The 26,702-nt window shown below is 69.3% G+C and carries 29 protein-coding genes; 17 read left to right on the top strand and 12 right to left on the bottom strand.

Annotation, left to right across the window (positions count from 1 at the left end):
* The first annotated feature begins 35 nt into the window (after positions 1-35).
* Together OHT76_RS04010 and OHT76_RS04005 are read left to right on the top strand one after the other, a co-directional pair.
* Entirely contained in the window at positions 36-959 is a 924-nt protein-coding gene (locus OHT76_RS04010; protein WP_328869325.1) for a hypothetical protein, read from the top strand.
* 2 nt (positions 960-961) lie between these two features.
* Positions 962-1,492, top strand: a complete 531-nt coding sequence (locus OHT76_RS04005) for a hypothetical protein (RefSeq protein WP_328869324.1) — start codon at positions 962-964, stop codon at positions 1,490-1,492.
* A gap of 143 nt (positions 1,493-1,635) precedes the next feature.
* Here the strand turns inward: OHT76_RS04005 and OHT76_RS04000 are convergent, their stop codons facing one another.
* The 5 genes from OHT76_RS04000 to OHT76_RS03980 all read right to left on the bottom strand — a co-directional run bounded on the left by OHT76_RS04000 (position 1,636) and on the right by OHT76_RS03980 (position 6,109).
* Entirely contained in the window at positions 1,636-1,875 is a 240-nt protein-coding gene (locus OHT76_RS04000) for a Scr1 family TA system antitoxin-like transcriptional regulator (RefSeq protein WP_328869323.1), read from the bottom strand.
* A 64-nt stretch (positions 1,876-1,939) separates the two neighbouring features.
* A complete protein-coding gene (locus tag OHT76_RS03995; RefSeq protein WP_328869322.1) occupies positions 1,940-2,971 on the bottom strand; it encodes a LacI family DNA-binding transcriptional regulator in 1,032 nt (343 codons plus the stop codon).
* Positions 2,968-3,873 (bottom strand): carbohydrate ABC transporter permease, encoded by a 906-nt coding sequence (locus OHT76_RS03990; protein WP_328869321.1) that lies wholly within the window; start codon positions 3,871-3,873, stop codon positions 2,968-2,970. Before OHT76_RS03990 ends, OHT76_RS03995 begins: the two co-directional genes overlap by 4 nt.
* Positions 3,870-4,793: a carbohydrate ABC transporter permease gene (locus OHT76_RS03985; protein ID WP_328869320.1), complete on the bottom strand. Its 924-nt coding sequence runs from the start codon at positions 4,791-4,793 to the stop codon at positions 3,870-3,872. Before OHT76_RS03985 ends, OHT76_RS03990 begins: the two co-directional genes overlap by 4 nt.
* Entirely contained in the window at positions 4,790-6,109 is a 1,320-nt protein-coding gene (locus OHT76_RS03980; RefSeq protein ID WP_328869319.1) for an ABC transporter substrate-binding protein, read from the bottom strand. The genes OHT76_RS03985 and OHT76_RS03980 overlap by 4 nt, the downstream gene beginning before the upstream one ends.
* A gap of 184 nt (positions 6,110-6,293) precedes the next feature.
* On the opposite strand from OHT76_RS03980, the gene OHT76_RS03975 reads away from it, so the two are divergent.
* The 13 genes from OHT76_RS03975 (at position 6,294) to OHT76_RS03915 (ending at position 19,499) form a co-directional block, all read left to right on the top strand.
* Positions 6,294-8,315: a beta-galactosidase gene (locus OHT76_RS03975; protein ID WP_328869318.1), complete on the top strand. Its 2,022-nt coding sequence runs from the start codon at positions 6,294-6,296 to the stop codon at positions 8,313-8,315.
* A gap of 119 nt (positions 8,316-8,434) precedes the next feature.
* A complete protein-coding gene (locus OHT76_RS03970) occupies positions 8,435-9,994 on the top strand; it encodes a glycoside hydrolase family 53 protein (protein ID WP_328869317.1) in 1,560 nt (519 codons plus the stop codon).
* Between the two features lie 195 nt (positions 9,995-10,189).
* The gene (locus OHT76_RS03965) at positions 10,190-10,477 is read left to right on the top strand and encodes an ArsR family transcriptional regulator (protein WP_328869316.1); all 288 of its coding nucleotides are present in this window, start codon (positions 10,190-10,192) and stop codon (positions 10,475-10,477) included.
* A gap of 2 nt (positions 10,478-10,479) precedes the next feature.
* A complete protein-coding gene (locus OHT76_RS03960) occupies positions 10,480-11,433 on the top strand; it encodes an SMP-30/gluconolactonase/LRE family protein (RefSeq protein WP_328869315.1) in 954 nt (317 codons plus the stop codon).
* A 60-nt stretch (positions 11,434-11,493) separates the two neighbouring features.
* A complete protein-coding gene (gene crcB, locus OHT76_RS03955; RefSeq protein WP_328869314.1) occupies positions 11,494-11,955 on the top strand; it encodes a fluoride efflux transporter CrcB in 462 nt (153 codons plus the stop codon).
* Positions 11,952-12,308 carry a DUF190 domain-containing protein gene (locus tag OHT76_RS03950; protein WP_328869313.1) on the top strand — a complete coding sequence of 119 codons (357 nt, stop codon included), beginning with the start codon at positions 11,952-11,954 and terminating at the stop codon, positions 12,306-12,308. The genes crcB (OHT76_RS03955) and OHT76_RS03950 overlap by 4 nt, the downstream gene beginning before the upstream one ends.
* Complete coding sequence (gene crcB, locus OHT76_RS03945; protein WP_328869312.1) at positions 12,305-12,664, top strand: fluoride efflux transporter CrcB; 360 nt, start codon at positions 12,305-12,307, stop codon at positions 12,662-12,664. Before OHT76_RS03950 ends, crcB (OHT76_RS03945) begins: the two co-directional genes overlap by 4 nt.
* 64 nt (positions 12,665-12,728) lie before the next feature.
* Positions 12,729-13,565, top strand: coding sequence for an undecaprenyl-diphosphate phosphatase (locus OHT76_RS03940; RefSeq protein ID WP_328869311.1), 837 nt, complete (start codon positions 12,729-12,731; stop codon positions 13,563-13,565).
* A 159-nt stretch (positions 13,566-13,724) separates the two neighbouring features.
* Positions 13,725-14,402: a FadR/GntR family transcriptional regulator gene (locus OHT76_RS03935; RefSeq protein WP_186284096.1), complete on the top strand. Its 678-nt coding sequence runs from the start codon at positions 13,725-13,727 to the stop codon at positions 14,400-14,402.
* Complete coding sequence (locus OHT76_RS03930) at positions 14,399-15,856, top strand: amino acid permease (protein ID WP_328869310.1); 1,458 nt, start codon at positions 14,399-14,401, stop codon at positions 15,854-15,856. The genes OHT76_RS03935 and OHT76_RS03930 overlap by 4 nt, the downstream gene beginning before the upstream one ends.
* 43 nt (positions 15,857-15,899) lie before the next feature.
* The gene (locus tag OHT76_RS03925) at positions 15,900-16,916 is read left to right on the top strand and encodes an asparaginase (protein WP_328869309.1); all 1,017 of its coding nucleotides are present in this window, start codon (positions 15,900-15,902) and stop codon (positions 16,914-16,916) included.
* Positions 16,917-17,056: 140 nt separating this feature from the next.
* Positions 17,057-18,469 (top strand): aspartate ammonia-lyase, encoded by a 1,413-nt coding sequence (aspA, locus tag OHT76_RS03920; protein WP_328869308.1) that lies wholly within the window; start codon positions 17,057-17,059, stop codon positions 18,467-18,469.
* Positions 18,470-18,557: 88 nt separating this feature from the next.
* Positions 18,558-19,499 (top strand): glutaminase, encoded by a 942-nt coding sequence (locus OHT76_RS03915; RefSeq protein ID WP_328869307.1) that lies wholly within the window; start codon positions 18,558-18,560, stop codon positions 19,497-19,499.
* Positions 19,500-19,509: 10 nt separating this feature from the next.
* On the opposite strand, the gene OHT76_RS03910 is transcribed toward OHT76_RS03915, so the two are convergent.
* Positions 19,510-20,370 (bottom strand): aldo/keto reductase, encoded by an 861-nt coding sequence (locus tag OHT76_RS03910; protein ID WP_328869306.1) that lies wholly within the window; start codon positions 20,368-20,370, stop codon positions 19,510-19,512.
* Positions 20,371-20,444: 74 nt separating this feature from the next.
* Between OHT76_RS03910 and OHT76_RS03905 the strand changes: the two genes are divergently transcribed.
* Together OHT76_RS03905 and OHT76_RS03900 are read left to right on the top strand one after the other, a co-directional pair.
* Positions 20,445-21,098: a DNA-binding response regulator gene (locus tag OHT76_RS03905; RefSeq protein ID WP_328869305.1), complete on the top strand. Its 654-nt coding sequence runs from the start codon at positions 20,445-20,447 to the stop codon at positions 21,096-21,098.
* A 62-nt stretch (positions 21,099-21,160) separates the two neighbouring features.
* Complete coding sequence (locus OHT76_RS03900; protein ID WP_328869304.1) at positions 21,161-22,465, top strand: hypothetical protein; 1,305 nt, start codon at positions 21,161-21,163, stop codon at positions 22,463-22,465.
* A gap of 37 nt (positions 22,466-22,502) precedes the next feature.
* On the opposite strand, the gene OHT76_RS03895 is transcribed toward OHT76_RS03900, so the two are convergent.
* From OHT76_RS03895 to OHT76_RS03870, 6 genes are all read right to left on the bottom strand, one after another.
* On the bottom strand, positions 22,503-23,552 hold the full coding sequence (locus tag OHT76_RS03895; RefSeq protein WP_328869303.1) for an LLM class flavin-dependent oxidoreductase: 1,050 nt from the start codon (positions 23,550-23,552) through the stop codon (positions 22,503-22,505).
* 63 nt (positions 23,553-23,615) lie between these two features.
* Positions 23,616-24,254 carry an NAD(P)-dependent oxidoreductase gene (locus OHT76_RS03890; RefSeq protein WP_328869302.1) on the bottom strand — a complete coding sequence of 213 codons (639 nt, stop codon included), beginning with the start codon at positions 24,252-24,254 and terminating at the stop codon, positions 23,616-23,618.
* A gap of 26 nt (positions 24,255-24,280) precedes the next feature.
* Positions 24,281-24,463: a hypothetical protein gene (locus tag OHT76_RS03885; RefSeq protein ID WP_328869301.1), complete on the bottom strand. Its 183-nt coding sequence runs from the start codon at positions 24,461-24,463 to the stop codon at positions 24,281-24,283.
* Positions 24,464-24,504: 41 nt separating this feature from the next.
* Positions 24,505-24,876: a DoxX family protein gene (locus OHT76_RS03880; protein WP_328869300.1), complete on the bottom strand. Its 372-nt coding sequence runs from the start codon at positions 24,874-24,876 to the stop codon at positions 24,505-24,507.
* Between the two features lie 90 nt (positions 24,877-24,966).
* On the bottom strand, positions 24,967-25,647 hold the full coding sequence (locus OHT76_RS03875; protein ID WP_328869299.1) for an SDR family NAD(P)-dependent oxidoreductase: 681 nt from the start codon (positions 25,645-25,647) through the stop codon (positions 24,967-24,969).
* 50 nt (positions 25,648-25,697) lie between these two features.
* Positions 25,698-26,636 (bottom strand): NADP-dependent oxidoreductase, encoded by a 939-nt coding sequence (locus OHT76_RS03870; protein WP_328869298.1) that lies wholly within the window; start codon positions 26,634-26,636, stop codon positions 25,698-25,700.
* Between the last annotated feature and the right edge of the window lie 66 nt (positions 26,637-26,702).

Genomic DNA, 26,702 nt, shown 5'->3' with positions numbered 1-26,702 from the left:
GACAAAGTCCGTAGCCCACGATGACCCTATGGTCCATGGGCGAGGCCAGAGAAAGGTGCACATCGGTGAGGCGGAAGTATTCGGCCATGCTCACGGTGACGGTTCTCTTCCTGCTCGCAGGTTGCGCTGATGAACCGCGACCGTGGGAGGACATCTCCGGCTCCAGGGTGCGGGATCTGACCAACAAGGAAGTCGTCGAGATCGAGCGGGCCGAGCAGAAGCTCATCAAGGCATGCATGAGGGATGAGGGGTTCCCCTACTGGGAATTCCCGGTGCCCAGCATTGACGAGCGAAAGTCGGGCAATTACGTCATCGAGTCCGTGCGGTGGGCCAAGGCGTACGGATACGGTCGAGAGTTCGAAGAGCGCGGCGAAAAGATCCGAACCTCCCATCGGACCGTCATATACCAAAATGAACTGCCCAAGGGGGGACGTGTCAGTTACACCCGGGCTCTCGACGGCGACTACAGGGACAGGATGACAGTCAAACTCCCCGGAAAACTTGGCAAGGTGGAATCCCCACGCGGGGGATGCACCAATGAAGCGCGCGCCGAACTCTACGGCGATGCCGCGATCTGGTACACCGCACGCCGGACCGTGGAGAGCGCCCTCCCCCTCTACGTCCAGGCCCTCAAGCAGGACGAACGCTTCACGAAGGCGCTCCGTCGGTGGGCCGACTGCATGACGAGAGCCGGACGGTCCTTCGACAGCCCCGACGATCTCCGGCAGAAGAGGGCGGCGGCTGTCGAGAAGATGCCGGATGCCGAAGCCGACGCCTTCGACAGGAAACTCGCCGTCACCGAGGCGACCTGCGCTGTGGAGTCCTCCCTGGGCAAGGTGCTCCGTGACCTGGAGAGCGAGTACCGGGTCAGGACCCTGAAGCCGTACAGCGAACAGTGGGACACCTACCGGAAGATGCGCCTGCACGCCCTGCGGCAGGCCCAGGACGTCCTGTCCTGACCATGACTCCGGCAGACATCCGACTGCCGGGACAGCAGACACCTGCTACAGAGGAGATTGGCATGCGCATGTCTAAATTCGGTTCGGCTGCCGCCGTGGCGGCCCTGACCGGGGTCGCGGTCCTCGGCTTCGGCCCCAGTGCCTCCGCCTCGACCCCCGGGACCTGCTGGGACAACTACGAGAACATGGTCAGCGGTTACATGTCCGCCTACTCATCGATCAACTGTGACGGTTTTCTCGGCCTGGCTGAAGGAAACGACCTGAACTGGGGCGACAGCTCCGGCAGCTTCCAGAGTAGTGACGCCAACCAGGCCAGCTCTGCCGTCAACAAGGGGAACTACTCGGAGGTGAAGTTCTACCTGGGGACGGGAGCGAACCACAATTTCCACATCTGCCTCACCCGTGCCGAGGGATTCGTCAGCAATCTCACCGACGACTACTGGCTCGGAGAAAGAAACTTCGGCTCCGTCAACAACGCCATAGCTTCGCACCGGTGGGTCGACAGGACTGCATGCTCGGCCCTCGCAGTGTGACCCTCCCTGGCACCACACCCTTCGGCACGGTCGTGCCGCCTGGTCAGTAGGCGGGCGTGGCCGGGTGAACCCGGACGGGCGCGGCACATCATGATCGTGTGCTTCCACTCGCAAGATCAGGAGGACAGCGCCCGCCTGGCCTCCTACCCGGCCATTGCCGCCGTGCACCGCATCGCCCAGAAGCCTGGGCCGCGGGACCATCCCCCGTGGGTGCGAGGAGCAGCGTCTCGCTGGGCAGCAGGGCCTGTAGGCAATGCGAGCCCGGGCCTTGTAGACCGCTTCGTGAGAGACAGGACCGCGCTCGCGTAGTCCTGGGTCTGGAGGAGCCCTGGAACGACGTGCGGCTCGTAGCCTCGGATGTCGCTCGCCGGCCGTAAACGCAAGAGCGCGCCGCCGGCCGGACAGCCGGGCAGCGCGCTCGCGCGGGTTCATCGCGACGGGCGACCGTCAGGTCGACTCGCGTTTCACCAGTTCCGTAGGGAGGATCACCGCGGCCGGGTCGTCGCCGCCTATCTGGGCCAGGAGCACGCGGACCATCTCGGTGCTGATGCGGTCCCAGGGCTGGCGGATCGTGGTCAGCTCGGGGCGGGCGGCCAGGGCCGCGGGGGAGTCGTCGAAGCCGCCGACCGCGACGTCCTGGGGGACTCGGCGGCCGGACCGCTCGAGGGTCGTCAGTACGCCCTGTGCCATCAGGTCGGAGGCGACGAATACCGCGTCCATGTCCGGGGCCTGGGCGAGCAGTTGCTCGGCGCCCGCCTCGCCGCTGGACCGGCTGTAGTCGCCGGAGACGATCAGCCGTTCGTCGAGCTCGATGCCCGCGTCGGCGAGGACCTCCTTGTAGCCGGCCAGTCGCTCGACACCGCCGGGGGTGTCCAGTGGACCGGTGACCACGCCGATCCGGCGGCGGCCGAGGGACAGCAGGTGGCGCACCATGTCGCGGGCGCCGTCCCGGTCGTCCGCGGCGACGTAACTGACCTTGGAGCCCAGCCCGATCGGCTTGCCGCAGGCGACCAGCGGGACGCCGGCCTCGCGGAGCTCTTCGGCCACGGGATCACCGGAGTGGCTGGAGACCAGCAGTACGCCGTCGACGTGCCCGGCGGTGATGTAGCGCGTTATGCGTCGCCGTTCGTCCTGTGTCCCCGCCAGCATCAGCAGCAGCGGGATGTCGTGCGCGGCCAGCGCCTGGGTGCAACCGCGCAGCAGGACATTGAAGTTGGGGTCCTCGAAGAACCGCTCCTGCGGCTCGGTCAGCAGGAAGCCGATCGAGTCGGAGCGGCCGGTGATCAGTGAGCGGGCGTGCCGGTTGACGACGTAACCCGTCTTGCGGATCGCGGCGTTGACAGCTTCCTGGGCCGCAGGGCTGACGTAGTGGCCGCCGTTGAGCACACGCGAGACGGTGCCCCGTGAGACTCCGGCCTCGCGCGCCACGTCGTGGATCGTCGGCGGTCTGCGTCGGCCACCCGTATTGCTCATGGTCATGACTTTACGGCCCCGGACAGTAGATCAAGGCTCCAGAACCGCTGGATGACCAGGAAGAGCGCGATGAGCGGGAAGACCGCGAGGAACGCTCCGGTGATCACCAGGGTGTACAGCGCCGGGGTGTTGGCGCCCTGTTCGAGGAGCGTGTACAGACCGAGCGTGATCGGGAACTTCTCGTCGTCGCTGAGCATGATGTACGGCAGCAGGAAGTTGTTCCAGATCGCCACGAACTGGAAGAGGAACACCGTCACCATGCCGGGGATCATCATGGGCAGCGCGACCCGGCTGAAGATCCGCCACTCGCTCGCGCCGTCCATCCGCCCGGCCTCGACCACATCGGCGGGCACCGCGGCGGCCGCGTAGATGCGTGCGAGGTAGACGCCGTACGGCGAGAGGATCTGCGGCAGCAGCACGGACAGGTAGGAGTCCGTCAGGTCGACCTCGGCCAGCAGTAGGTACTGCGGGACGGCGAGGATGATCGGCGGCATCAGCACGCCCGCCAGCAGGACGTTGAAGATCGTCTCCCGGCCGCGGAAGCGGTAGATCGCCAGCGCGTAACCGCTGAACGCCGAGACACAGGTCGACAGCAGGGCGCCGAGACCGGCGTACAGGGCGGAGTTGCCCATCCACTGCCAGTAGACACCGTCGCGGTAGGAGTTCAGTTCGCTGAGGTTGTCGGTGAAGCCCGAGCCCGGCAGGAAGGTGAACGTGGAGAACAGCTCGCTGCCGGACTTGGTGGACGCGATCACCACCCAGGCGACGGGCAGCAGCATGTAGATCGCGCCGAGCAGCAGTGTGATCGTCGGCAGCAGGGCGATCCGGCTGCGCAGCGGCGGGCCCTGGGCGGTGCCGGGCGTGGTGCCCGCCGCCGGTCCGGCCTTGCGGACGGCAAGAGAACTCATCGTGCTGCCTCCTGCTTCTGACGACGGTTCGCGGCCCGCAGGAAGCCGAAGGACAGCACCAGCGTGGCCAGGGCGATGATCACGGCCTGGGCGGCGGCCGCGTAGATGTCACCCTTGCCGAAGGCGTCCTGGTACACCTTCATCAGCGGACTCCAGGTCGTGGACACGGAGTTGGTGAGCGGCTTGAGGGTGGTCGGCTCGTTGAACACCTGGAGCGTGGCGATGATCGAGAAGAAGAAGGTCAGCACCAGCGAGGGCGCCACCATCGGGATCTTGATCTTCAGCGCGATCTGCAGCGGGGTGGCGCCGTCCAGCTTGGCCGCCTCGTAGACCTCGGCCGGGATGGACCGCAGCGAGGTGTAGATGACGATCATGTTGAAGCCGGTGCCGCCCCAGACCGCGATGTTCGACAGGGCGAGGTAGAGCGGACCGCCGTCGAGCAGATCCGGCTGCGGCAGGCCCAGCTTGTCGAGCACGAAGTAGAAGGGGCTGACGTCCGGCAGGTACAGAAAGCCCCACAGCAGCGCCGCCACCACGCCGGGAATGGCGTACGGCAGGAAGATCGCGAGCCGGGTGAAGGGGGCGAGCCGCACCTTGTCGGAGTCGAGCATCAGCGCGAAGAGCAGGGCGAGGCCCAGCATCACCGGCACCACGATGCAGCCGTAGCCGAGCACCCGCAGCGCGCCGTCGACCAGCTCGCTGTCGGTGAGGGCGTCGGTGTAGTTCTCGAAACCGGCCCAGACCTCCGAGCGGGCGCCGGCCCCGAGGCCGAGCCCGGAGACCTGCACCTTGCGGAAGCTCAGCCAGATCGCGTACCCGATGGGCAGCGCGAAGAACAGGGCGAAGAGGATCGTCGCGGGAATGAGGAAGGCGTACGGGGCCCCCTTGACCCCGTACGACTGCCGGCGTGCGCTGGTCACTCGGAGACCTCGAAGCCCTGCTTCTCCATGTCGGCGACGGTGTCGTCCTGCATCGTGTTCAGGGCGGCGACGAAGTCCGACTTGTCCTTGGCTGCCTTGCCGAAAGCGTCCTTGAAGGTCGTGTAGGCGACGTTCACGTTCGGGCCCCAGGCGGACGGAGCGGTGCTCTTGGCTATCTCGGCGGCCTGGGTGTAGAAGTCGGCCTGGTTCGAGAAGTACTCCGGCGGGCTGGTGAACGCGCCGGACGTCTGGGCGTTGGTGGCGGCGGGGTAGATGCCGCTCTCCTTGGCCAGCGCCTGCAGGGCGGCGCCGTCCGTGTTCAGCCAGGCGGCGAACTTGGCGGCGGCGGCCTGGTGCTTGGAGTCCGTGGTGACGGCGGTGGAGGAGCCGCCCCAGCTGCCGGTGACGTTCTCGCCCTCGGACCACTGGGGGAGCGGGGCCATGGCCCACTTGCCCTTGGTGTCGGGCGCGGCCGTGGTCAGCGTGCCCGGGGCCCACACCGCGGAGACCCAAGCGATCTGCTTGCCGGTGTTGAGCGCCTTGTTCCAGGCCGGGGTGTACATCGGCTGGTTGTCGATGGCGCCCTCCTCGACGAGGTCGCCCCAGAACTTGGCGACCTTCTGGGTCGCCGTGTCGTTGATGGCGACCTTCCACTGCTGGCCCTCGGTGGTCCACCACTGGCCGCCGGCCTGCTGGGCCAGGCCCGCGAAGAGACCGGAGTCGTTGGCGGAGAAGGTGGTGAGGTCGGTCTCCGGGGACGCCTTCTTCAGCTTGCGGGCGGTCTCCGCGAACTCGTCCCAGGTCTTGGGCACGTCGAGCTTGTACTTCTTGAACAGGTCCTCGCGGTAGTAGAACATCATCGGGCCGATGTCCTGCGGGACCGCGTAGACCGCGTCCGTGCCCAGCGTCGTCTGCTGCCACACACCGTCGGCGAACTTGCTCTTCGCCTCGCCGGTCTCCTTCGAGATGTCCGCGAGCGCGTCATTGCTGACCAGCGTGGGCAGCGCCTGGTACTCGGCCTGGACCAGGTCCGGGGCCTTGCCGGCCTTGTGCGCGGTGAGGATCTTGGTGACCAGCGTGTCGCCGGACGCCTGCTTCTTCACCGTGACCTTGATCTGGTCCTGCTTGCCCGGCCCGCTGTTCCAGAGGTCGACGACCTTGTCCATGCCGGGCGTCCAGGTCCAGTACGTCAGCGAGACCGGTCCGGATTCGGCCTCGGTGTCGTCGTCGGACGAGCCGCACGCGGCGAGGGCGGTGGCTCCGAGGACAACAGCGATGGTGGATGCCACGACGCGGCTGCGCTTCGTGATGGGCATGGATCTCTCCCCTGACCTGGGGTTCCCGCCTGCTGCGAGAACCTGCCATGCTTCTGTGAGCGTTCACAGTAGAGAAACATCCCGGACACTTGTCAATGGTTGTTGCTGTGCGGTTATGTTGGGCTCGCACCGCCGCCGCTGTGTGTGCACGTTCCCAAATGAACGATTACCCGGGAGAGATTCCATGCCGGAGACCACCCCCAGGGGCCTCACCAGGCTCGCCTTCGGTGGGGACTACAACCCCGAGCAGTGGCCGGAAAGCGTCTGGCACGAGGACGTCCGGCTGATGCGGGAGGCCGGCGTCACCATGGTGAGTGCCGGAATCTTCTCCTGGGCGCTGCTGGAGCCAGCACGCGGGGTCTACGACTTCGGCTGGCTGGACCGCCTCCTCGATCTCCTGCACGACCACGGCATCCGCGTCGACCTCGGCACCCCCACCGTGGTCCCGCCGGTCTGGTTCTACCGGGAACACCCCGAGGCCCTGCCGGTCACCGAAGACGGCGTGCGCTACGAATTCGGCTCCCGCGGCGCCATCTGCCACAGCAACGCCGACTACCGCGCCGCCGCCGCGAACATCACCACCCAGCTCGCCGAGCGCTACGCCGACCACCCGGCCCTGGCCATGTGGCACGTGCACAACGAGTACGGCGTCCCCGTCTCGGCCTGCTACTGCGACTCCTGCGCCGCCCACTTCCGCCGCTGGCTGGAGACCACGTACAGCACGGTCGACGGCGTGAACGAGGCCTGGGGCACCGCCTTCTGGGGCCAGCGCTACACGGACTTCGCGCAGATCAACCCGCCGCGCACCACACCGACCGTCGGCAACCCGGCCCAGGCGCTGGACTACAAGCGGTTCGCCGACGCCACCATGCGCGAGAACTTCGTCATGGAGCGGGACATCCTGCACCGCCTCACCCCGGGCATCCCGGTGACCACCAACTTCATGACCGCCCTCAGCCAGTGCGACTCGGTCGACTACTGGGCCTGGGGCCGCGAGGTCGACCTCGTCACCAACGACCACTACCTGATCACCGACGGCCGCCGCACCCACGTCAACCTCGCCATGGCCGCCGACCTCACCCGCTCGGTGGCCGGCGGAGCGCCCTGGATCCTCCTGGAGCACTCCACCTCGGGCGTCAACTGGCAGCCCCGCAACCCCGCCAAGGCCCCCGGCCAGATGGCCCGCAACTCCCTCGCCCATGTGGCACGCGGCTCCGAGGGCGCCATGTTCTTCCAGTGGCGCCAGTCCCGGCGCGGCGCCGAGAAGTTCCACTCGGCGATGCTCCCGCACGGCGGCACGGACACCCGGGTGTGGCGCGAGGTCGTCGAACTCGGCGCCTGTCTCGACTCGTTGAGCCCGATCCGCGCCACCCGCACCCAGGCCGACGTGGCCGTCCTGTGGGACTGGCACTCCTGGTGGGCGCAGGACCTCGACTGGCGCCCCAGCGAGGACCACGACCCGCGCGAACGCGCCGACTCCTTCTACGAGGCCCTCTACGACCGCCACCTCACGGTCGACTTCGCCCACCCGGAAGCCGACTTGTCGGCCTATCCCCTTGTCGTCGTGCCCGCGTCGTACCTGATGACGGAGGCAGCCGGGAACAACCTCAAGGAGTACGTCTCAGGCGGCGGCACCCTCGTCGTGTCGTACTTCTCCGGCATCGTCGACGAGCACGACGCCGTCCACGAGGGCGGCTACCCCGGCCCGCTGCGCGACGTCCTGGGCCTGACCGTCGAGGAGTTCTCGCCGCTGCTGAAGGGCGACACGGTCCGGATCACCGGCCCCGACGGCTCCGAGCTCACCGGCGACGTGTGGACCGAGTTCGTGACGCCGGGCGAGGCCGAGACGGTGTGGACGTACGCCGACGGACTCACCGCCGGCCGCCCCGCGGTCACCCGGCACCGCCTCGGCGAGGGCACCGCCTGGTACGTATCGACCCGCCTCGACGCGCACGGCCTGGACGCCCTGCTCGGCTGGGCCGCCGAGGACGCGAGCATCGCGCCGCGCGCCGACCTTCCGCACGACGTCGAAGTGGTCCGCCGCACCGGCGAGTCGGGCACCTTCCTCTTCGCCATCAACCACAGCCCGTCGGACGCCAAGGTGCCGCTGGAAGCGCACGGCACCGAACTGCTCACGGGCGAACGAGCCGCGGGGCGCCTCGAAGTGCCCGCGGGAGCCGTCCGGGTCGTCCGGCTCGACGGCTGACCAGACTCCCCTCCGCCCGCGCGTGCCACGAGAGCCGCGGGCGGAGGGGAACCCCTCACCGGCCGCTCGGTCGAGGGGTACCCCCATCCCCATTCACGTCGAAGGGACGACGGACGACGATGTTCCATCCCAGACGCACCCTCAAGGCCCTGCTGCTTCCGCTCGCCGCCGGGCTCGCCCTCACCGCCCTGCCCGCGCAGACCGCCCAGGCGGCCAGCACGCTCACCAACGGCGGTTTCGAGTCCGACGGCGCGGGAGCCGCCGCGCCGGCCGGCTGGTCCGAGTACGGCACGACCGCCGCCTCGTTCTCCGAGTCCGGTGGCCACGGCGGCAGTTACCGTCTGAGCCACTGGTCGTCCTCCGCCTACCAGGTGGAGACGTACCAGTACCTGTCCGGGCTCACCAACGGCAACTACAAGCTCACCGCCTGGGTCCGCTCCGGCGGCGGGCAGAACTCCGCCTACATAGCCCTGAAGAACTGCGGCGGCGCCGAACAGCGCACCAACCTCCCGGTCTCGGCCAGCGGCTGGATCCGGATCGTCGTGCCGGTCAGCGTCACCAACAACCAGTGCACGATCAGCATCAACAGTGACGCGAACGCGGGCAATTGGATCAATGTTGACGACCTGACCTTCGCGTCGGGCACTGGCGGTACGACCATCAAGGGCTCCGACGTCTCCTCGCTCGCCAAGAGCGAGGCCCTCGGCGGCACGTACAAGAACAGCTCCGGCACGACCGGCGACGCCCTTGCCATCCTGAAGTCCGCCGGACAGAACTACGCGCGCGTCAAGGTCTGGGTGAACGCGGCCGACGGCTACAACGGCAAGGCGGAGGTCCTGGCGCTGGCCAAGCGCATCAAGGCCCAGGGCATGAAGCTGCTGGTCGACTTCCACTACTCGGACACCTGGGCCGACCCCGGCGCCCAGAGCAAGCCGGCCGCATGGGCGGGCCACAGCTACACCCAGCTGAAGACGGACGTGTACAACCACACGTACGACGTCCTCAACGCGCTGAAGGCGCAGGGCACCACCGCCGACATGGTCCAGGTCGGCAACGAGATCAACGGCGGCATGCTGTGGAACGAGGGCTCCACGAGCAACTGGTCGCAGCTGGCGGGTCTCCTCAACTCCGGCTACGACGCGGTCAAGGCGGTCAACTCCTCCACCACCGTGGCCCTGCACCTCGCCAAGGGCGGTGACCTGACGGGCACCCGCTGGTGGTTCGACAGCGCGGTCTCCAACGGCGTGAAGTTCGACGTCATCGGCCTGTCGTACTACGGCTACTGGCACGGCACGCTCTACGACTTCCAGACGACCCTGGACGACGCGGCCACCCGCTACGGCAAGCCGGTCTTCGTCGCCGAGACGGCCTACCCCTTCCGTCTCGACAGCGAGGACTCGCACGAGAACATCATCAACCTGGAGAGCGAACTGGTCTCCGGCTACCCCGCCACCACGGCCGGCCAGACCCGCTGGATGAACGACATCGCGAGCATCGTGGAGGCCGTCCCGAACGGCCGCGGCCTCGGCGTCTTCTACTGGGAGTCGACCTGGACCGCCGTCAACGGCAACGGCTGGGACCCCACCGACGCCTCCTCCGGCAACGGCTGGGAGAACCAGGCCCTGTTCGGCTACGACGACAAGGCGCTGCCGGCGATGGCGTGGTTCAGCCACCGCTGACCCCGCCATGACAGACAGGGGCCCGGCCGCGGGAACGCGCGGCCGGGCCCCGCACGTCGTACCGCACCCGAACGGCCATGTCTCGCACGGCAGTTCGGTACCGGCCAAGACGCGGAGAGTGCCGGACATATCGGCATCGACTGCGGGACAGTGGGGAACACGCGCAACGAGGAGGATCGGACGGAGGAGCAGGCGATGTTGAGGACACCGGTGAGCGAGAGGCGTCTGGACATCCTGGAGTGGCTGAAGGATCCGGCCACGCACTTCCCGCCCCAGCGCCACGGCGACCTCGTCGAGGACGGCGTCACCGTCGATGCCGTCGCGCAGAAGCTCGGGGTGCCCCGGGCGGTTGCCGATATGCATCTGAACCTGCTCGCCGGCATCGGCCTGTTGCGTGCCCGGCGGATCCGGCGGCGCGTCTACTACCGGCGCGAAGAGGTGCGCATCGCCGAGGTGGCGCGCATGTTTGAGAAGGGCTGGTAGCGGTGGTCCAGGCTCTCGTTCCGCGCCGGTATGTCGCGATCGGCGGCCGCGGTCCCGAGGACGTCGTGGCCGACGCCCGCGGCCGGGTGCTCACCGGCGTCGAGGACGGGCGCATCCTGCGGCTCGACGGACTGACGGAACCCGACGACGCCCGCGTCGAGGTGCTCGCCGAGACCGGGGGCCGCCCCCTCGGCCTCGAACTCCTCACGGACGACGCCCTGTTGGTGTGCGACGCCGAGCGCGGACTGCTCCGCGTCGACCTCACCGACGGCACCGTGCGCATCCTCGCCGACTCGGTGGCGGGGGAGCCGCTGCGGTTCTGCAGCAACACCGTCGCGCTGTCCGACGGCAGCGTCTGCTTCACCGTTTCCAGCCGCCGCTACCCGCTGGAGCAGTGGATCGGCGACCTTGCCGAGCACACCGGAGCGGGCCGCCTCCTGCGCCTCGCACCCGGCGCGGACACCCCCGAAGTCCTCCTGGAGGGCCTCCAGTTCGCCAACGGTCTCGCACCGAGCGCCGACGAGTCCTTCCTCGTCGTCGCCGAGACCGGCGCCTGCCGCCTCACCCGCTACTGGCTCACAGGTCCCAAGGAGGGCCAGGCCGAACCCTTCGTCGAGAACCTCCCGGGCATGCCCGACAACCTCTGGCGCGGCACCCCGGATGGCCTCGTCTGGGTCGCCCTCGCCGGCCCTCGCGTCCCACCCCTGGACCTGCTGCACCGCGCCACACCCGCGGTTCGCCGCGCCGCCGCCCGCGTCGCCGTACGCGCCCCCTTCCGCCCCACCGGCACCATCGGCGTCCTCGCCGTCGACGACACCGGCGCGATCGTCCACCACCTGGCCCGCCGCCATTCCCGCTTCCGCATGGTCACCAGCGTCTGCGAGGCCGCCGGGCACCTCGTCCTCGGCAGCCTGTGGGAACACGGGGTGGCGTTGTGCGAGCCGCCCGTGAAATGAGCCCGGCGTTACCCTGTTGACCGGCCGTGATCAGGCCGTCCCGGCAGGAGACGTACGACCATGACAGCCCCCGACACCGAGAGCCTGCCCGCCCGGCCCCGCCCCACGCGGCAGCCCGTCCTGCGCGGCCAGGCACCCGTCGTCACCGCGGTCGCACTCGGCGGCGCCCTCGGAGCCACGGCCCGCTACGCACTCTCCCTGTGGTGGCCCCTCCAGCCCGGCGGATTCCCGTGGGCGACCTTCTGGACGAACGTCGTCGGCTGCGCCGTCATCGGCGTGTTCATGGTGGTCATCACGGACGTATGGGCAGCCCACCGCCTGGTCCGCCCCTTCGTCGGCACCGGCGTCCTCGGCGGTTTCACCACCTTCTCCACCTACGCCGTCGACATCCAGAAGCTGGTTGACTCCGGCCACCCCGGCACCGGCCTCGCCTACCTCGCAGCCACCCTCCTCGCGGCCCTCACGGCGGTGTGGCTCGCCGCGACGACCACCCGCCGCGTTCTGAAGCGGAGGCAGTCATGACACGACTGACCGGAAGTGCCCTGCGCGTGACCGTCTTCGTCGGCGAGCACGACACCTGGCATCGCAAGCCCCTGTACAGCGAGATCGTGCACCGCGCCCACGCCGCCGGGCTCGCCGGCGCCAGCGTCTTCCGCGGCATCGAGGGCTTCGGCGCCTCGTCCCTGATCCACACCTCGCGACTGCTGTCTCTGAGCGAGGACCTCCCGGTCGCGATCGTGATCGTCGACACCGAGGAGCGGGTGCGGGCCTTCCTGCCGCAGCTCGACGAACTCGTCACCGAAGGCCTGGTGATCCTCGACGACTGCGAGGTCATCCGGTATGTCGGCCGCGAGGAAGGTGGGAATTCGCCGTGAACTGGCTGCTCGTCGTCGCGGGCGCCATGGTCGGCGCCCCCCTGCGCTATCTCACCGACCGCGCGGTGCAGTCCCGGCACGACTCCGTCTTCCCCTGGGGCACCTTCGCAGTCAACGTCACCGGCTGTCTGATCCTCGGCCTGCTCACCGGCAGTGTGAGTTCCCACGTCCAGCTGCTGCTTGGCACCGGTCTGTGCGGGGCCCTGACGACGTACTCGACCTTCTCCTACGAGACCCTGCGGCTGGCCGAGACGGGGGCGGGGCTGTACGCCCTTGGCAACGTCGTCGGGAGCGTGACCGTGGGGATCGGCGCCGCCTTCACGGGCGTATGGCTCGCCGAAGCGGTGTGGGGTTAGGGCGGTCCATACCCGCGCGCGGTAGGACAGTGCACCGTACTGCCCCTCCCCGGAACTGGATCCCATGAGCGCCATCACCGTCGGTCAGGCCGTCCTCCTCGGAGCCGTCGAGGGGGTGACCGAGTTTCTGCCCATTTCCTCCACCGGCCATCTGAAGATCGCCGAGGGGCTCATGGGCATCCCCGTCGACGACCATGCCGTCGTCGGCTTCACCGCCGTCATCCAGGTCGGCGCCATCGCCGCCGTGTTCGTCTACTTCTTCAAGGACATCGTCCGGATCGTCTCGGCGTGGGTGCGCGGGCTGCGCCACCCCGAGGAGCGGTACGTCCATGACTACCGGTTCGCCTGGTGGGTGATCTGGGCGACGATCCCGGTCGTCGCCGTGGGTCTGGCGGCAGAGCCGCTGATCAAGGGGCCGCTCGCCTCGCTGTGGGTGGTCGCCGGCTCGCTGATCGTCGGCAGCGGCGTGATGTGGGCGGCGGACCGGTTCGGCCGCCACAAGAGGGGAGAGGACGACACCTCCTTCAAGGACGCGATGCTGGTCGGCAGCTCCCAGATCCTCGCCCTGCTCTTCCCCGGCTTCTCCCGCTCCGGCGCCACGATGTCCACGGCCCTCCTCCTCGACCTGGACCGGGTCGCCGCCACCCGCCTGTCGTTCTTCCTCGGCATCCCCGCCCTGACCGGCGCGGGCCTGTACGAGCTCAAGGACGCCCTCGGCGCCGGGGCGGGCGTGGCGCCGCTCGTGGCCGGTACGGCCGTCTCCTTCGTCGTCGCCTATGCCTCCATCGCCTGGCTGCTGCGGTTCGTGGCGAAGCACACCTTCAACGCCTTCGTCGTCTACCGCATCGTCGTCGGCCTGCTGCTGTTCGCGCTGCTCGGCACCGGCGCGCTGAACAGCTGACCAGGTGAGGGTGGCTTTCACTCCGGCTTTCACTCCCGGCACGGGCTGAAACTTTCCTTTCACCCGCCTTGACAGCAGCCTCCCGGCACCCGGAGTATCACTCCCGTGAACCTGTCAGACAGCCGGACAGCCGGACAGCCGCCCCGGCGCATCAGCGCCATGGAAGCGGTGCTCGCGCACCTGCGCGCCGCCATCGAGCGCGGCGAGTACGCCGTGGGCGACAAGCTCCCCTCCGAGGCGGAGCTGTGCCGCACCCTGGAGATCAGCCGCCCGGTGCTGCGCGAGGCCCTGCGGGCCCTGCAGACCATGGGCCTGACCGTCTCCAAGACCGGCAAGGGCACCTTCGTCGTCGCCAGCACCGTCGAGGACCCCACCTTCGGCGACTACGCGGCCAGCGATCTGCTGGAGGTGCGCCGGCACGTCGAGATCCCGGTCGCCGGATACGCGGCGGTGCGCCGCACCCCGGAGAACCTCGACCACCTGGCCCATCTGCTCGACCGTATGGAACGCGAGACGGACACCACTGCGTGGGTCGCGATGGACACCCTCTTCCATCTCGCCGTGGCCGAGGCCGCCCAGAACCCGGTCTTCCGCCGGGTCATCGAGGAGATCCGGGACGCGCTGGCGCGTCAGTCGGCCTTCCTCAACGAACTGGGCGGTCGCCGCGAGCAGTCCAACCGCGAGCACCGGGCGATCGTCGAGGCGCTGATCGACGGTTCCGAGCACGACGCGACCGAGGCCATGGCGCACCACCTCGACCGCGTCGAGACCACCCTCACCGACATCGTGCGCCCCGCGCGCACGAGCACCACCACGGAAGGCGGACCCGAGGCGTGAGCGAGCAGTCCCTGCACGACGGCGTGCAGAACGAAGGCGTGCAGAAACGTTCCGGCCATGTCGACGCCGGAGACGCGGGCTACAGCAAGTCCCTGAAGTCCCGGCACGTCAACATGATCGCCATCGGCGGCGCCATCGGCACCGGCCTCTTCCTCGGCGCCGGCGGCCGCCTCGCCGACGCCGGCCCCTCCCTCTTCATCGCCTACGCGGTCTGCGGAATCTTCGCCTTCCTCGTCGTGCGCGCCCTCGGCGAACTCGTCCTGTACCGGCCCTCGTCCGGCGCCTTCGTCTCGTACGCCCGTGAATTCATGGGGGAGAAGGGCGCCTACACCGCGGGCTGGATGTACTTCCTCAACTGGGCCACCACCGGCATCGCCGACATCACCGCCGTCGCCGTCTACACCCACTACTGGGGCATCTTCTCCGACATCCCGCAGTGGGTGCTCGCCCTGATAGCCCTGGCCATCGTCCTCACCGTGAACCTGATCTCGGTGAAGATGTTCGGCGAGCTGGAGTTCTGGTTCGCCATCATCAAGGTCAGCGCACTCGTGATCTTCATGTGCATCGGCATCTTCCTCCTCGTCACCCAGCACCCCGTCGACGGCACCACCCCCGGCCCGTCCCTGATCACCGACCACGGCGGCCTCTTCCCCAACGGCCTGCTGCCCATGCTGCTGATCATCCAGGGCGTCGTCTTCGCCTACGCCTCCGTCGAGCTCGTCGGCGTCGCGGCCGGCGAGACCGAGAACCCCGAGAAGATCATGCCGAAGGCGATCAACTCGATCATGTGGCGCGTGGGCCTGTTCTACGTCGGCTCCGTCGTCCTGCTCTCGATGCTGCTGCCCTGGTCGTCGTACAAGGCGGGCGAGAGCCCCTTCGTCACCGTGCTCTCCAACATCGGCATCCCGGCGGCCGGCGGCGTGATGAACCTGGTCGTCCTCACCGCGGCCATGTCCTCCCTCAACTCCGGCCTGTACTCCACCGGCCGCATCCTGCGCTCCATGGCCATGTCCGGCTCCGCCCCGAAGTTCACCGGCGTGATGAGCCGCAGCCAGGTCCCGTACGGCGGCATCCTGCTCACCAGCGGTATCTGTGTCCTCGGCGTGGGCCTCAACTTCGTGGTCCCCGCCGACGCGTTCGAGATCGTCCTCAACTTCGCGGCGATCGGCATCCTCGCGACCTGGGGCATGATCATGGTCTGTCACCTGCTCTTCTGGCAGAAGACCCAGAAGGGCGAACTCACCCGCCCCGACTACCGACTGCCGGGCTCCCCCTGGACCGAACTCGTGACGCTGGCCTTCCTCGCCTCCGTCCTGGTCCTCATGTACGCCGACGGAGGCGCCGGCCGCACCACCGTGCTGTGCCTGCCGCTGATCGTCGCCGCGCTCGTCGCCGGCTGGTACGCCATCCGCAGCCGGGCCGCACGCACGCAATCCAGTAAGGCCGACGCGTGATCCGCGCCCGGCTCACACCCACCACCCCAAGAATCAGGCAGTGATGTACAGCAGTTCGCTCGCGGCGGCACCCCTCGTCCGCGAACCCCTCCACGCCCCCGTCGCCCACCTCATACGCGGCGGGGTCGTGGAAGGGATCCACTACGGCTCGGTCGTCGTCCTCGGCACCGAGGGCGACGTCCAGTTCCAGCTCGGCGACATCGAGGCCGCGTTCTACCCCCGCTCGGCTCTCAAGCCCGTCCAGGCCGTCGCCATGGTCCGCGCCGGACTGCCGCTCGACGGCGAACTCCTCTCCCTCGCCGCGGCCAGCCACTCCGGCGAGGAGCGGCACCTTGCCGGTACCCGGCGGATCCTGGAGTTGGCGGGTGTCTCTGAGGACGACCTGGGCAACGTCACCGACATGCCGTACGACCCCGTCGTCCGGGACGCGTGGGTGCGGGAGGGGCGTCTGCCCTCCCGGCTCGCCCAGAACTGTTCCGGCAAGCATGCGGCGATGCTGTACACCTGCCGGTTGAACGGGTGGTCGCTGGAGGGCTACCTCGATCCCGGTCACCCGCTGCAGCAGGCGATCGCCGAGATCGTCGAGGACCTTACGGGGCAGCGCATTGCGCAGGTGACCGTTGACGGGTGCGGGGCTCCGTTGTTCTCCGTCTCGCTCCACGGGCTTGCGCGAGCCGCGGCTCGTATCACCACCGCCGCGCCCGGTACGCCCGAGGCCAGGGTCGCTGACGCGATGCGGGAGCATGCCGAGATGGCCTCCGGGTCCGGGCGGGATGTGGCGGCGTTGATGCGGGCTGTGCCGGGGTTGTTGGCGAAGGACGGCTTTGAGGGGGTGCAGGTTGCTGCGCTGGCTGATGGGCGTTCCGTTGCCGTGAAGATTGCCGATGGGGCCAACCGGGCGCGGATCCCTGTCGGGGCGGCGGCGCTTGCTCGGGCTGGCGTTGATCCTGAGCTGCTCACCGAGTTCCAGGGAGAGGCGCTGCTCGGAGGTGGGCAGCCGGTCGGTTTCGTGCGGCCGGTTCGTTCGCTGGAGCCCGTTGCTGTTGCTCCGTGCGCCTAGGAATGTGCCGCACATTCCGTCATGCGGCTGCGGGTCCGTCGTGGCTGGTCGCGCCCACGCGGCGGTAGCCGCAAATCGATAACGCCCCGCGCCCCTTACGTAGCTCACCTTCACCCTTCTCAGAAAGTGGACCTTCTTCCATGACCGCCGCCGTCACCCGTAGCGAACACGATCTGCTCGGCGACCGTGATGTCCCCGCCGACGCGTACTGGGGTGTTCACACCCTGCGTGCCACCGAGAACTTCCCCATCACCGGCACCCCGATCTCCGCGTACCCGCATCTGATCGACGCCCTGGCCGCCGTAAAGGAGGCCGCTGCCCTTGCCAATGAGGAGCTCGGTCTGCTGGAGGCGAAGAAGGCCGCCGCCATCGTCGAGGCCTGTCGGGAGATCCGGGAGGGCAAGCTGCACGAGCAGTTCGTCGTCGATGTGATTCAGGGCGGCGCCGGTACCTCGACCAACATGAACGCCAACGAGGTCATCGCCAACCGGGCGTTGGAGCTGCTGGGGCATGCGAAGGGCGAGTACCAGTACCTGCATCCCAATGAGGACGTCAACCTCGGTCAGTCAACCAATGACGTCTACCCGACCGCCGTCAAGATATCGACGGTCTTCGCGGTACGTGGACTGCTCAAGGCGATGGCTGTACTGCAGGATGCCTTCGCCCGTAAGGCCGTCGAGTTCCGTGATGTGCTCAAGATGGGCCGTACACAGTTGCAGGACGCGGTCCCCATGACGCTGGGTCAAGAGTTCTCGGCGTATGCCGTCATGATTGACGAGGATCGGTCCCGTCTTGACGAGGCTGTCGAGTTGATCCATGAAATCAACCTCGGCGCTACAGCCATCGGGACTGGACTCAATGCTCCGGCCGGTTACGCCGAATCGGCCCGCCGCCACCTCGCCGAGATCACCGGACTGCCCCTGGTCACCGCCGCCAACCTGGTCGAAGCCACCCAGGACTGCGGCGCGTTCGTCCAGATGTCGGGTGTCCTCAAGCGGATCGCCGTCAAGCTCTCCAAGAGCTGCAACGACCTGCGGCTGCTGTCCTCCGGTCCGCGCGCCGGCCTCGGCGAGATCAACCTGCCGCCCGTGCAGGCCGGTTCGTCGATCATGCCCGGCAAGGTCAACCCGGTGATCCCCGAGGTCGTCAACCAGGTCGCCTTCGAGGTGATCGGCAACGACGTCACCATCACCATGGCCGCCGAGGCCGGACAGCTCCAGCTCAACGCCTTCGAGCCGATCATCCTGCACTCCCTGTCGGAGTCCATCACCCATCTGCGCGCGGCCTGCCTCACCCTCGCCGAGCGCTGTGTGGACGGCATCACCGCCAACACCGAGGAGCTGCGCCGGACCGTGGAGAACTCCATCGGTCTGGTCACGGCCCTCAACCCGCACATCGGGTACACGGCCGCCACCGACATCGCGAAGGAGGCCCTCGCCACCGGCCGCGGAGTCGCCGAACTCGTCCTGGAGAAGGGCCTGTTGCCCGCCGAGAGGCTCGCCGGCCTGCTGCGTCCCGAGGTGCTCGCGGGCAGCGGCTCCCCGCTTGCCTGACCCGCTTGCTTGACCCGCTTGCTTGACCCGCTCGTCTGACCTGCTCGCCTGATCTGCGAATGCGCGCCAGGACCGGCCCGGAGGCACAATGGTGATCATGAGTGTTGCACCGTCGTCCCAGACCTTCCAGCCGGTCCTGGAGCGCATCGCCGACGAGATCGGGCGCACCCCCGGCAGCGGCCGCGCCGCCGACTACATCCCGGCGCTCGCGGCCTGCGACCCGCGCAGCTTCGGCATGGCCGTCGCCGAGCTCGACGGCACGGTGTACGGCGTGGGGGAGTGGCGCGAGCCCTTCTCCACCCAGTCCATCACCAAGGTCTTCACCCTCGCCCTCGACCTGGCCCGCGAGGGCGACGAACTGTGGGAGCACGTGGGCCGCGAGCCCTCCGGCAACCCCTTCAACTCCCTGGTGCAGCTGGAGTACGAGAACGGCATCCCGCGCAATCCGTTCATCAACGCCGGCGCCTTGGTCGTCACCGACCGCCTGCAGACCCGTACTGGCGACGCGGCAGGTGAACTGCTCGCCTTCCTGCGCGAGGAGAGCGGCAACCCGACCCTGGACTTCGACAAGGAGGTCGCCGCGTCGGAGTCCGCGCACGGCGACCGCAACGCCGCCCTGGCCCACTTCATGGCCTCCTACGGCAACATCGACAACGCGGTGCCGGTCCTGCTGGACCAGTACTTTCGCCAGTGCTCGATCCGCGCCTCCTGCGCCGACCTCGCCCTGGCCACCGGCTTCCTCGCCCGCCACGGCGTCCGCGCCGATGGCTCCCGGCTGCTGACCCGCAGCCAGGCCAAGCAGGTCAACGCGGTGATGCTGACCTGCGGGACGTACGACGCGGCGGGCGACTTCGCCTACCGGGTGGGCCTGCCCGGCAAGAGCGGCGTGGGCGGCGGCATCATCGCCGTCGTCCCCGGCCGTTGCACGCTGTGCGTTTGGAGCCCCGGCCTGGATGAGCGCGGCAACTCGGTGGCAGGCGTGGCGGCCCTGGACCGCTTCACCACGCTCACGGGCCTGTCGGTGTTCTGAACGGCGAGGCCTACTCCGCCGTGAGGTCGGCGAGATCCTCATCGGTGAGGACGATCGACCCGGCGGCAGTGTTCTCGTCCAGATGGGAGAGGGAGCCGGTGCCGGGGATGGCCAGGACGACGGGAGAGCGGGCGAGCAGCCAGGCCAGGGCGATCTGCGGAACCGTCGCGCCATGCCGGGCCGCGACCTTGGACATGCGCTCACCGCTGAGGTCGCTGATGCCGCCGCCCAGCGGGAAGTACGGCACATAGGCGATGCCGGACTCCTCGCAGGCGGCCAGGACCTCGGTGTCATCGCGCTTGGCGGCGTGGAAGTGGTTCTGGACCGCGGCGACAGGTGCGATCGCACGGGCCTCGGCGAGGTGGTCGGCATCGACATTGCTCAGGCCGAGGTGGCGGATCAGCCCCTCGTCGCGCATCGCGGCCAGCGCCGCGAAGCGTGCGGCGACGGACTCACCGTGCGGCGGCCCTTCGACGCCGCCGATCCGCAGATAGACCAGATCGGGGCGGTCCACGCCGAGGGTGTCGAGGTTCTCCTCGACCAGCGAGCGAAGGTCTGCCGCGTGGGAGGCCCCCACGCCGCCGTCGGGGGTGAAGACCGGGCCGACCTTGGTCGCGATGACCAGACCGGCCGGGTAGGGGTAAAGCGCCTCGCGGATCAGGGAGTTGGCCCTCACGGTGCCGTCGCCGCTGGTGTAGAAGGCGGCGGTGTCGATGTGGTTGACGCCGAGTTCGACCGCACGGCGCAGGACGGCTCGGCCGGTCTCGGGATCGCGGGCCGGGCCGTGGAAGCTGTTCGTGGGCAGCCGCATGGCGCCGAAGCCCAACCGGTTGATCGGGAGGTCGCCACCGAGGTGGAAGTGTTCGCTCATGCATCCAGCCTGGTCGGCGGGGCGGTCGTACGGCGAGCCCGTGGCAGTTTGCTGCCATCGGGCAGAATGAAGGCGTGGCAGAGACCCTGACGATCCGCGGTGATCTGGAGCTGCTCGCCCGCACCGGGCATCTGTTCTCCTCGGTCCGCGAGGAGTTCGTCTGCGCCGCCCGCGACCTCGACACCTGGCCTCACCACGGCGCCCGGCAGGCCGCTCGCGACCGGGTGCGGCACAGCGGCACCCAGCGGATCCGCAAGCTGTACAGCCCGGCCGTGCTGGCCGACGAGCACAGCCGCGAGCACCTGAAGGAGCGCGTGGCCCTGGGCGCCCAGGTGCGGATCGCGGCCACCGCTCTGCCCCACGAGACGATCATCATCGACCGTCGGTACGCGATCCTCGCCGGCGTGAGCGCCCCCGGCGGCCGCGAGTACACCGTGACCACCGCATCCACCCTGGTCGGCGGAGTACACGCACTGTTCGAAGCCGCTTGGGAGGCCGCCACCGACCTCGACGGCTTCCTGCGCGCGCAACGTCCCCAACTCGACGCGGAGAGCCGGACGGTCCTGCGCGCGCTGGGCTCGGGCGTCACCGACGCGACAGCCGCACGCGAACTCGGCATGTCCCTGCGGACCTACCGCCGACGGGTCGCCGAACTGCTCGACACCCTGGACGCGGGTTCGCGCTTCCAGGCCGGGATGCGCGCGGGTGAGCTGGGGCTGAGCGGCTGAGCGGTCGGCCAACGCCTAATTACGGTTGAGAGCGTGCCCCGTCCCGGGCGAAGATCGCTCTCATGTTCTCGCGCAAGCCCCGCCGCCCCAAGTCCCCCGAACTCCTCAAGGCCTGGGAATCCCTGGACTCCGGGGACATCCCCGGCGCCCTGCGCCAGCTGCGGTCCGGTACCGACGACCTGCCCCTCGGGGAGATAGCCCTGGTGGTCGCCCGCGCGGCCGATGCCGCCGGGTTCGACGACCTGAAGCAGGCGGCCGAGGCGCTCGCCTCCCGTCCCGACAAGCCGCAGGAGCTCTACGACTTCGGGTACGCGTGCGTGGAGCGCGGCGTGTCCTATCTGGCGATCCCCGCCCTGCGGGAGGCGCTGCGTCTGGTTCCGGGTTCCATGGCGGCGCTGCGCGAGCTGGTCTCCGCCTACGAGCGCGAGGGGCGGCACAGCGAGGCCGTAGAGGCACTGACCGCGTACGAGGGTGACCTCGCCGACTGGCCGGACCGCTATCTCGTTGTCTACAACGCTCTTATGTCTGGCGACCTCCCCCTGGCACGCCGTCAGCACGCCCTGCTGCCGGACCCGGAGGACGAGCAGTGGCTGTCGGCGCAGGCGCGTCAGAGCCGGATGCTGGAGCGGGCGGCGAGCGCGGAGGCGGTCAGCGCGCTGGACCGGACGGATCTGCGGGGCTGGCAGTACGTCCTGGGCGGCACCGTCCTCGGCACGCTGTCACCGTACGGCTTCGGCGCGGGCATGACCGGCCGGTACGCCTGGCTCCAGGACACCCACGACCAGTGCCTGCGCGGTCTGCTGCGCCTGAAGACGGTGCTGGAAGCCGCCGGGGTACGGCCGACGTCCGTGTCCCTGCTGCCCGACCGCGGCAGCCACATCCTGGGCCTGGCCGCGGCCGAGGTGCTCGGACTTCCCGCGCTGCCCTTCGACCCCGAGCGGGCGGACACCGTGGTCGTGGCCTACGACCTGAACGACGTGGATCCCGAGATCATCGGCCGGCTCTTCGAGCGGACGCCCGGACAGATCCTGCACGAGCACGCGAGCTGCTGGACCGACCCCCCGGCCGTCACCGCCGACACCATCACGCTGCTCCACCAGTCGGCGACGGCACCGTGGGACGGCGTACTCCAGCAGTCGGACGACGGCGGAGTGGAGCGCTCGGCCCCCGACGACCGCCCGGAATCCGAGATCGCCGCGGACATCGTCGCCGCCGACCCGACCCCGGACGAGGGCGACGGCGAAGCACCGGCCGACCCGGACGAGCGACTCACGGAGTTCGTCACGGCCGTACGCGCCACCTGGCTCCAGGGGGACCGCGCTCACCTGTCGTCGTCGGGACCGGTGCCGAGCTCCCGCTTCGTCTGAGCGGGCCAAGCGGGCGAAAGTCCTGTTCGGTGCGCGGTCAGGCGGTTGCAACGCCGGTCGCGGCTTCCTTGCGGATGGCGGGAGCGACTTCGGTGGCGAGGAGTTCGATGGAGTCGTTGACCATGCCGGTGGGCATGCCGCCGAAGTCGATCTGTCCCATGAACCGGGTGATGCCGAGGAGTTCGCGTTCGGTGAGGATCTTGTCGATGACTTCCTGCGGGCTGCCGGTCATCAGCGCGCCCAGAGGGCTCGCGACGGCTTCGAACTGGGCGGAGTCGATGAGCCAGCCGCGGCCGCCGGGTGTCTTGGGCCGCAGGTACTCGCGGTAGTACGGGTAGAGGTCCTTGCGCGCGTCCTGGGAGGTCTTGCCGACGTAGAAGTGGCTGGTGACGCCCAGGCGCAGGGTGTCGGGGGTGTGCCCGGCGGCCTGGCCGACGGCGCGGTAGTGCTCGGTGAGGGGGAGGGCGCGGCGGATGTCTCCGCCGATGAGGCCGAGGACCATGGGCAGGCCGAGTCGGGCGGCCCGCTCGGCGCTGGCGGGGGTGCCGCCGACGCCGAGCCACAGCGGCAGCGTCTCCTGCTGCGGACGGGGCGGGACGGGCAGGTTGTCGAGAGCCTGGCGGTGCCGGCCGGACCAGGTGACCTGCTTGTTCTCCCGGATGGCGAGGAGCAGGTCGAGCTTCTCGGCGAAGACGTCGTCGTAGTGGGCGGGGTCGACGCCGAAGAGGGTGAAGGCTTCGAGGAAGGCGCTGCGTCCGGCGATGATCTCGGCTCGGCCCTGGCTGAGGTGGTCCAGGGAGGCGAAGTCCTGGTGGAGGCGGACGGGGTCGAGGGTGGAGAGGACGGAGACGGCGCTGGTGAGGCGGATACGGGTGGTGGCCTGGGCTATCGCGGCCAGCGGGACGGCGGGGTTGGCGACGGAGAAGTCGGGACTGTGGTGTTCGCCGAGGCCGAAGACGTCCAGGCCGGCCTGGTCGGCGGCGATGGCGTAGGAGACGATCTCGCGGGTACGGCGGGCCGGGTCGTGAAGGCGGCCGGTGGTGGGGTCGGTCTGCAGGTCGGACAGGGACAGGATGCCGAGTTCCACGGCACGCTCCTCACGGGGAGAGGGGGGCGTGGTGCCCGGTGTCGGGCACCACGCGAGAAGGGATCAGTTGCTGATGGCGGGCATGGCCCGCTGGTAGCGGGTGTCGGTGAGCTGGGAGACGAGGAAGGCGGCGATGTCCGCGCGGGTCATCGCGGAGCCGACCTTGTCGTGGCCGAGGAAACCGGACTTGATGCTGCCGGTGGCGGGCTTGTTGGTGGGGTTGGAGATGCGGGCGATGGTGTAGTCGAGGTCGGAGCTGGTGACGGCTGCGGTCATGCCCTCCAGTTCGCGCAGGGCGTTGGGGAACATCAACTTCGCCATGACGGGCAGCACCTTGTGCTTCCAGTGCGGCTTGTCACGCGGGTCGGCGAGCGAGGGGGTGGCCAGGCCGATGAACCGGGTCACCTTCTGCTCGTCCATGACGGTGACGAGGGTGCGGGCGCCGTCGGCGAGCTGGGTGCCGGTCGCGGACCGCTTCAGCGAGGGGCCGAGCGCGCTGATGACCGCGTCCGCGCCGGTGACCGCCTTCGTGAGCGCGGTGCGGTCGGACAGCTGCCCGGTGATGAGGGTGAGCCCGGGGTGGTTGAGGGTGAACTTGTCGGGGTTGCGGGCGAGGGCGGTGACCTGGTGGCCGGCGTCCAGAAGCTGCTGGACGACGTGGCGGCCGATGGCGCCGGTGGCGCCGAAGACGGTGACACGCATGAGGAATTGCTCCTGAGGTGTGGGGGTCAGAGGGTGAGGGGCCGGACGGTGGGGGCCCAGCCGTCGGCGACGCACTTGTGGCCCCACGCTTCGGAGGTGGAGGGGCTGGTCTGCACGAAGTCGTCCGGGAGGAGTTCGCCGCCGGCGCCGAACTCGATGTCGAAGCCGGTGGGCGAGCGCATGTAGAAGGAGATGAGGGTGTCGGACATGTGCCGGCCCAGGGTGACGGTGACGGGGATATAGCGGCGGGTCAGAAGCTGTAGGGGCCGAAGCGGCCCCAGGCCACCAGGGCGGCCAGGATCAGCAGGACGGCGTTGAAGCCGATCGCCTGCGGCTCCTTGCGGCGGGCATGGGCGACCATGGCCAGGACCATGACCACGGCCAGACCGGTCGCGGCCAGCGGAGTCAGGACCGGGGCGATGCCGGTGGCCGCGGGCAGGATCAGCCCGAGCGCGGCGGCGAGCTCCACGACGCCGATGAAGCGGACGGTGCCGGCCGAGTAGTCACTGACCCAGGGGAGCTTCTCGGCGAGCTTGGCTTTGGGCTGGGTGGACTTCATGACACCGGCCATCGCGAACATGAGCGCGAGCACGGCCTGCACGATCCACAGGAAGACGTTCACAGCACGAGGTCCTCAAGAGATCAGAGGAGGAAGGAGCTGTGCCGGGAGGGGCGCCGTGAGGCGGCCCCTTCCCAGGGGGTGCGGCTGTGGTCAGCCGGTGAAAACGGCCTCGGCGCGGTCGCGGGCTTCGTGCAGCTCCCAGTACAGAGGGGCGATCTGCTCGGGCGTCGCGCTGGGGATGCCCTCGGGGCCGCCGTCGCCGATCCACACGCCGATCGCGATGTGGCCCGCGTAGACGCCGCTGCCGGTCAGTTCCTTGTTCAGGTTGATGACCCAGTTGCGCAGGGCCGCGGCGGACGCGTTGACGTTGCCGAGCATCGGGATGGGGTCGACGGAGCCGCCGCCGGTGGTGAACAGCAGCGTTCCGGTGCCGGCCGCACGCATCGCGGGCAGCACGGCACGCGCGGCTTCGACGGCGCCGTAGAGGTTGTACTCGATCTGTGGCTGGAGGTTCGCCACGGTCGCCTCGGAGGGGGCGACGATGGTGATGCCGGGGCTCGGGGTGTGCGGGGCCGGGGAGTACTCCAGGACGTCGATGGCGCCGAAGCGGGCCTTGGCGGCCTCCAGCGCGGCTGTCAGGGAGGGCCGGTCCATGACGTCGGCGGCGAAGCCCTGGGCGGTGATGCCCTCCTCGCCGAGCTGCTTGGCCAGGGCGTCGAGCTTGTCCTGGGTGCGGGAGATCAGGGCGACGTCGAAGCCGCGGCGGCCGAAGGTGCGGGCGATGGCCAGGCCCATGCCGGGGCCGGCGCCGATGATGGCGATGGTGGACACGATCTGTCTTTTCTCTCGTGGAGCTGGGTGAACGGGTGGGGCGGGAGTGATCAGGAGCAGGTGACGGCGATCTTGCCGAGCGCGCCGGAGCCAAAGGCGGCGAACGCCTCGTCGGCCTGTGCCAGCGGGAAGGTCGTGGTGACCGGAACGCGCAGCGCGCCGGAGGCCACCTGCTCGGCCAGCGTGGTCAGGGTCTGGGCGTTGGCGTCGGCCATGACCGAGTGGACGGTGACGTCCTGGCCGTCGACGGCGTCCTTCGCCAGGCCGAGCGTGGAGGCGATCCGCCCGCCGGGCTTGAGCAGGCCCGCCAGCGCCGCGCCGTCACCGGCCAGGTGCACGACAGCGTCCACGCCCTCGGGCGCGAGCGCGCGGACCTGCGCGGCGAGGTCGCCGGTGAAGTCCACCACCTCGACGTCGGCGCCGGTCAGGCCGGTGACGAAGTCGGCCTCCGCGCCGGGGCGGGCGGTGGCGATGACCTTCGCGCCGCGGGCGGCGGCGAGCTGCACGGCCAGCGCGCCGACGCCGCCGGTGGCGCCGGAGACCAGCACCGTCTCGTCCTTGCCGATGTTCAGGGCGGTCAGGCTGTCGAAGGCGGCGGTGCCGGCCAGGCCCAGCGCACCCGCGTCCTTGAGGTCCAGGCCCGCGGGGACGTGGGCGACGCCGTATGCGGCGGAGACGGTGACGTACTCGGCGAGCGAGCCGGTGCCCAGGAACGGCTTCATCACCACGCCGAAGACCGCGTCCCCGACGGCAAAGCCCTCCACGCCCTCGCCGAGCGCCTCGACGGTCCCCGCGAAGTCCTTGCCGACCACCAGCGGGAACCGGTGCTCCATCATCCCCTGCAGGTAGCCCGCCGCCGTCGCGGCGTCGAAGCCGTTCACCGACGACACCGCCACCTTCACCAGCAGCTCACCCGCCTCCGGGCGGGGAGTGTCGACCTCGGCCACAGCCGGAGCGGAGGGGACTTCGTTCAGTGCGACAGCACGCATGGCATACACCTTTCCCTATGTGGAACGGCCTTCCCGTTCCACTCTGCCCAGCGTAACAACACAACT

Source organism: Streptomyces sp. NBC_00287 (assembly GCF_036173105.1).
GTDB lineage: Bacteria > Actinomycetota > Actinomycetes > Streptomycetales > Streptomycetaceae > Streptomyces.
The sequence above is the reverse complement of the archived record's forward strand: the minus strand, read 5'-3'. Positions and strand labels throughout refer to the sequence as shown.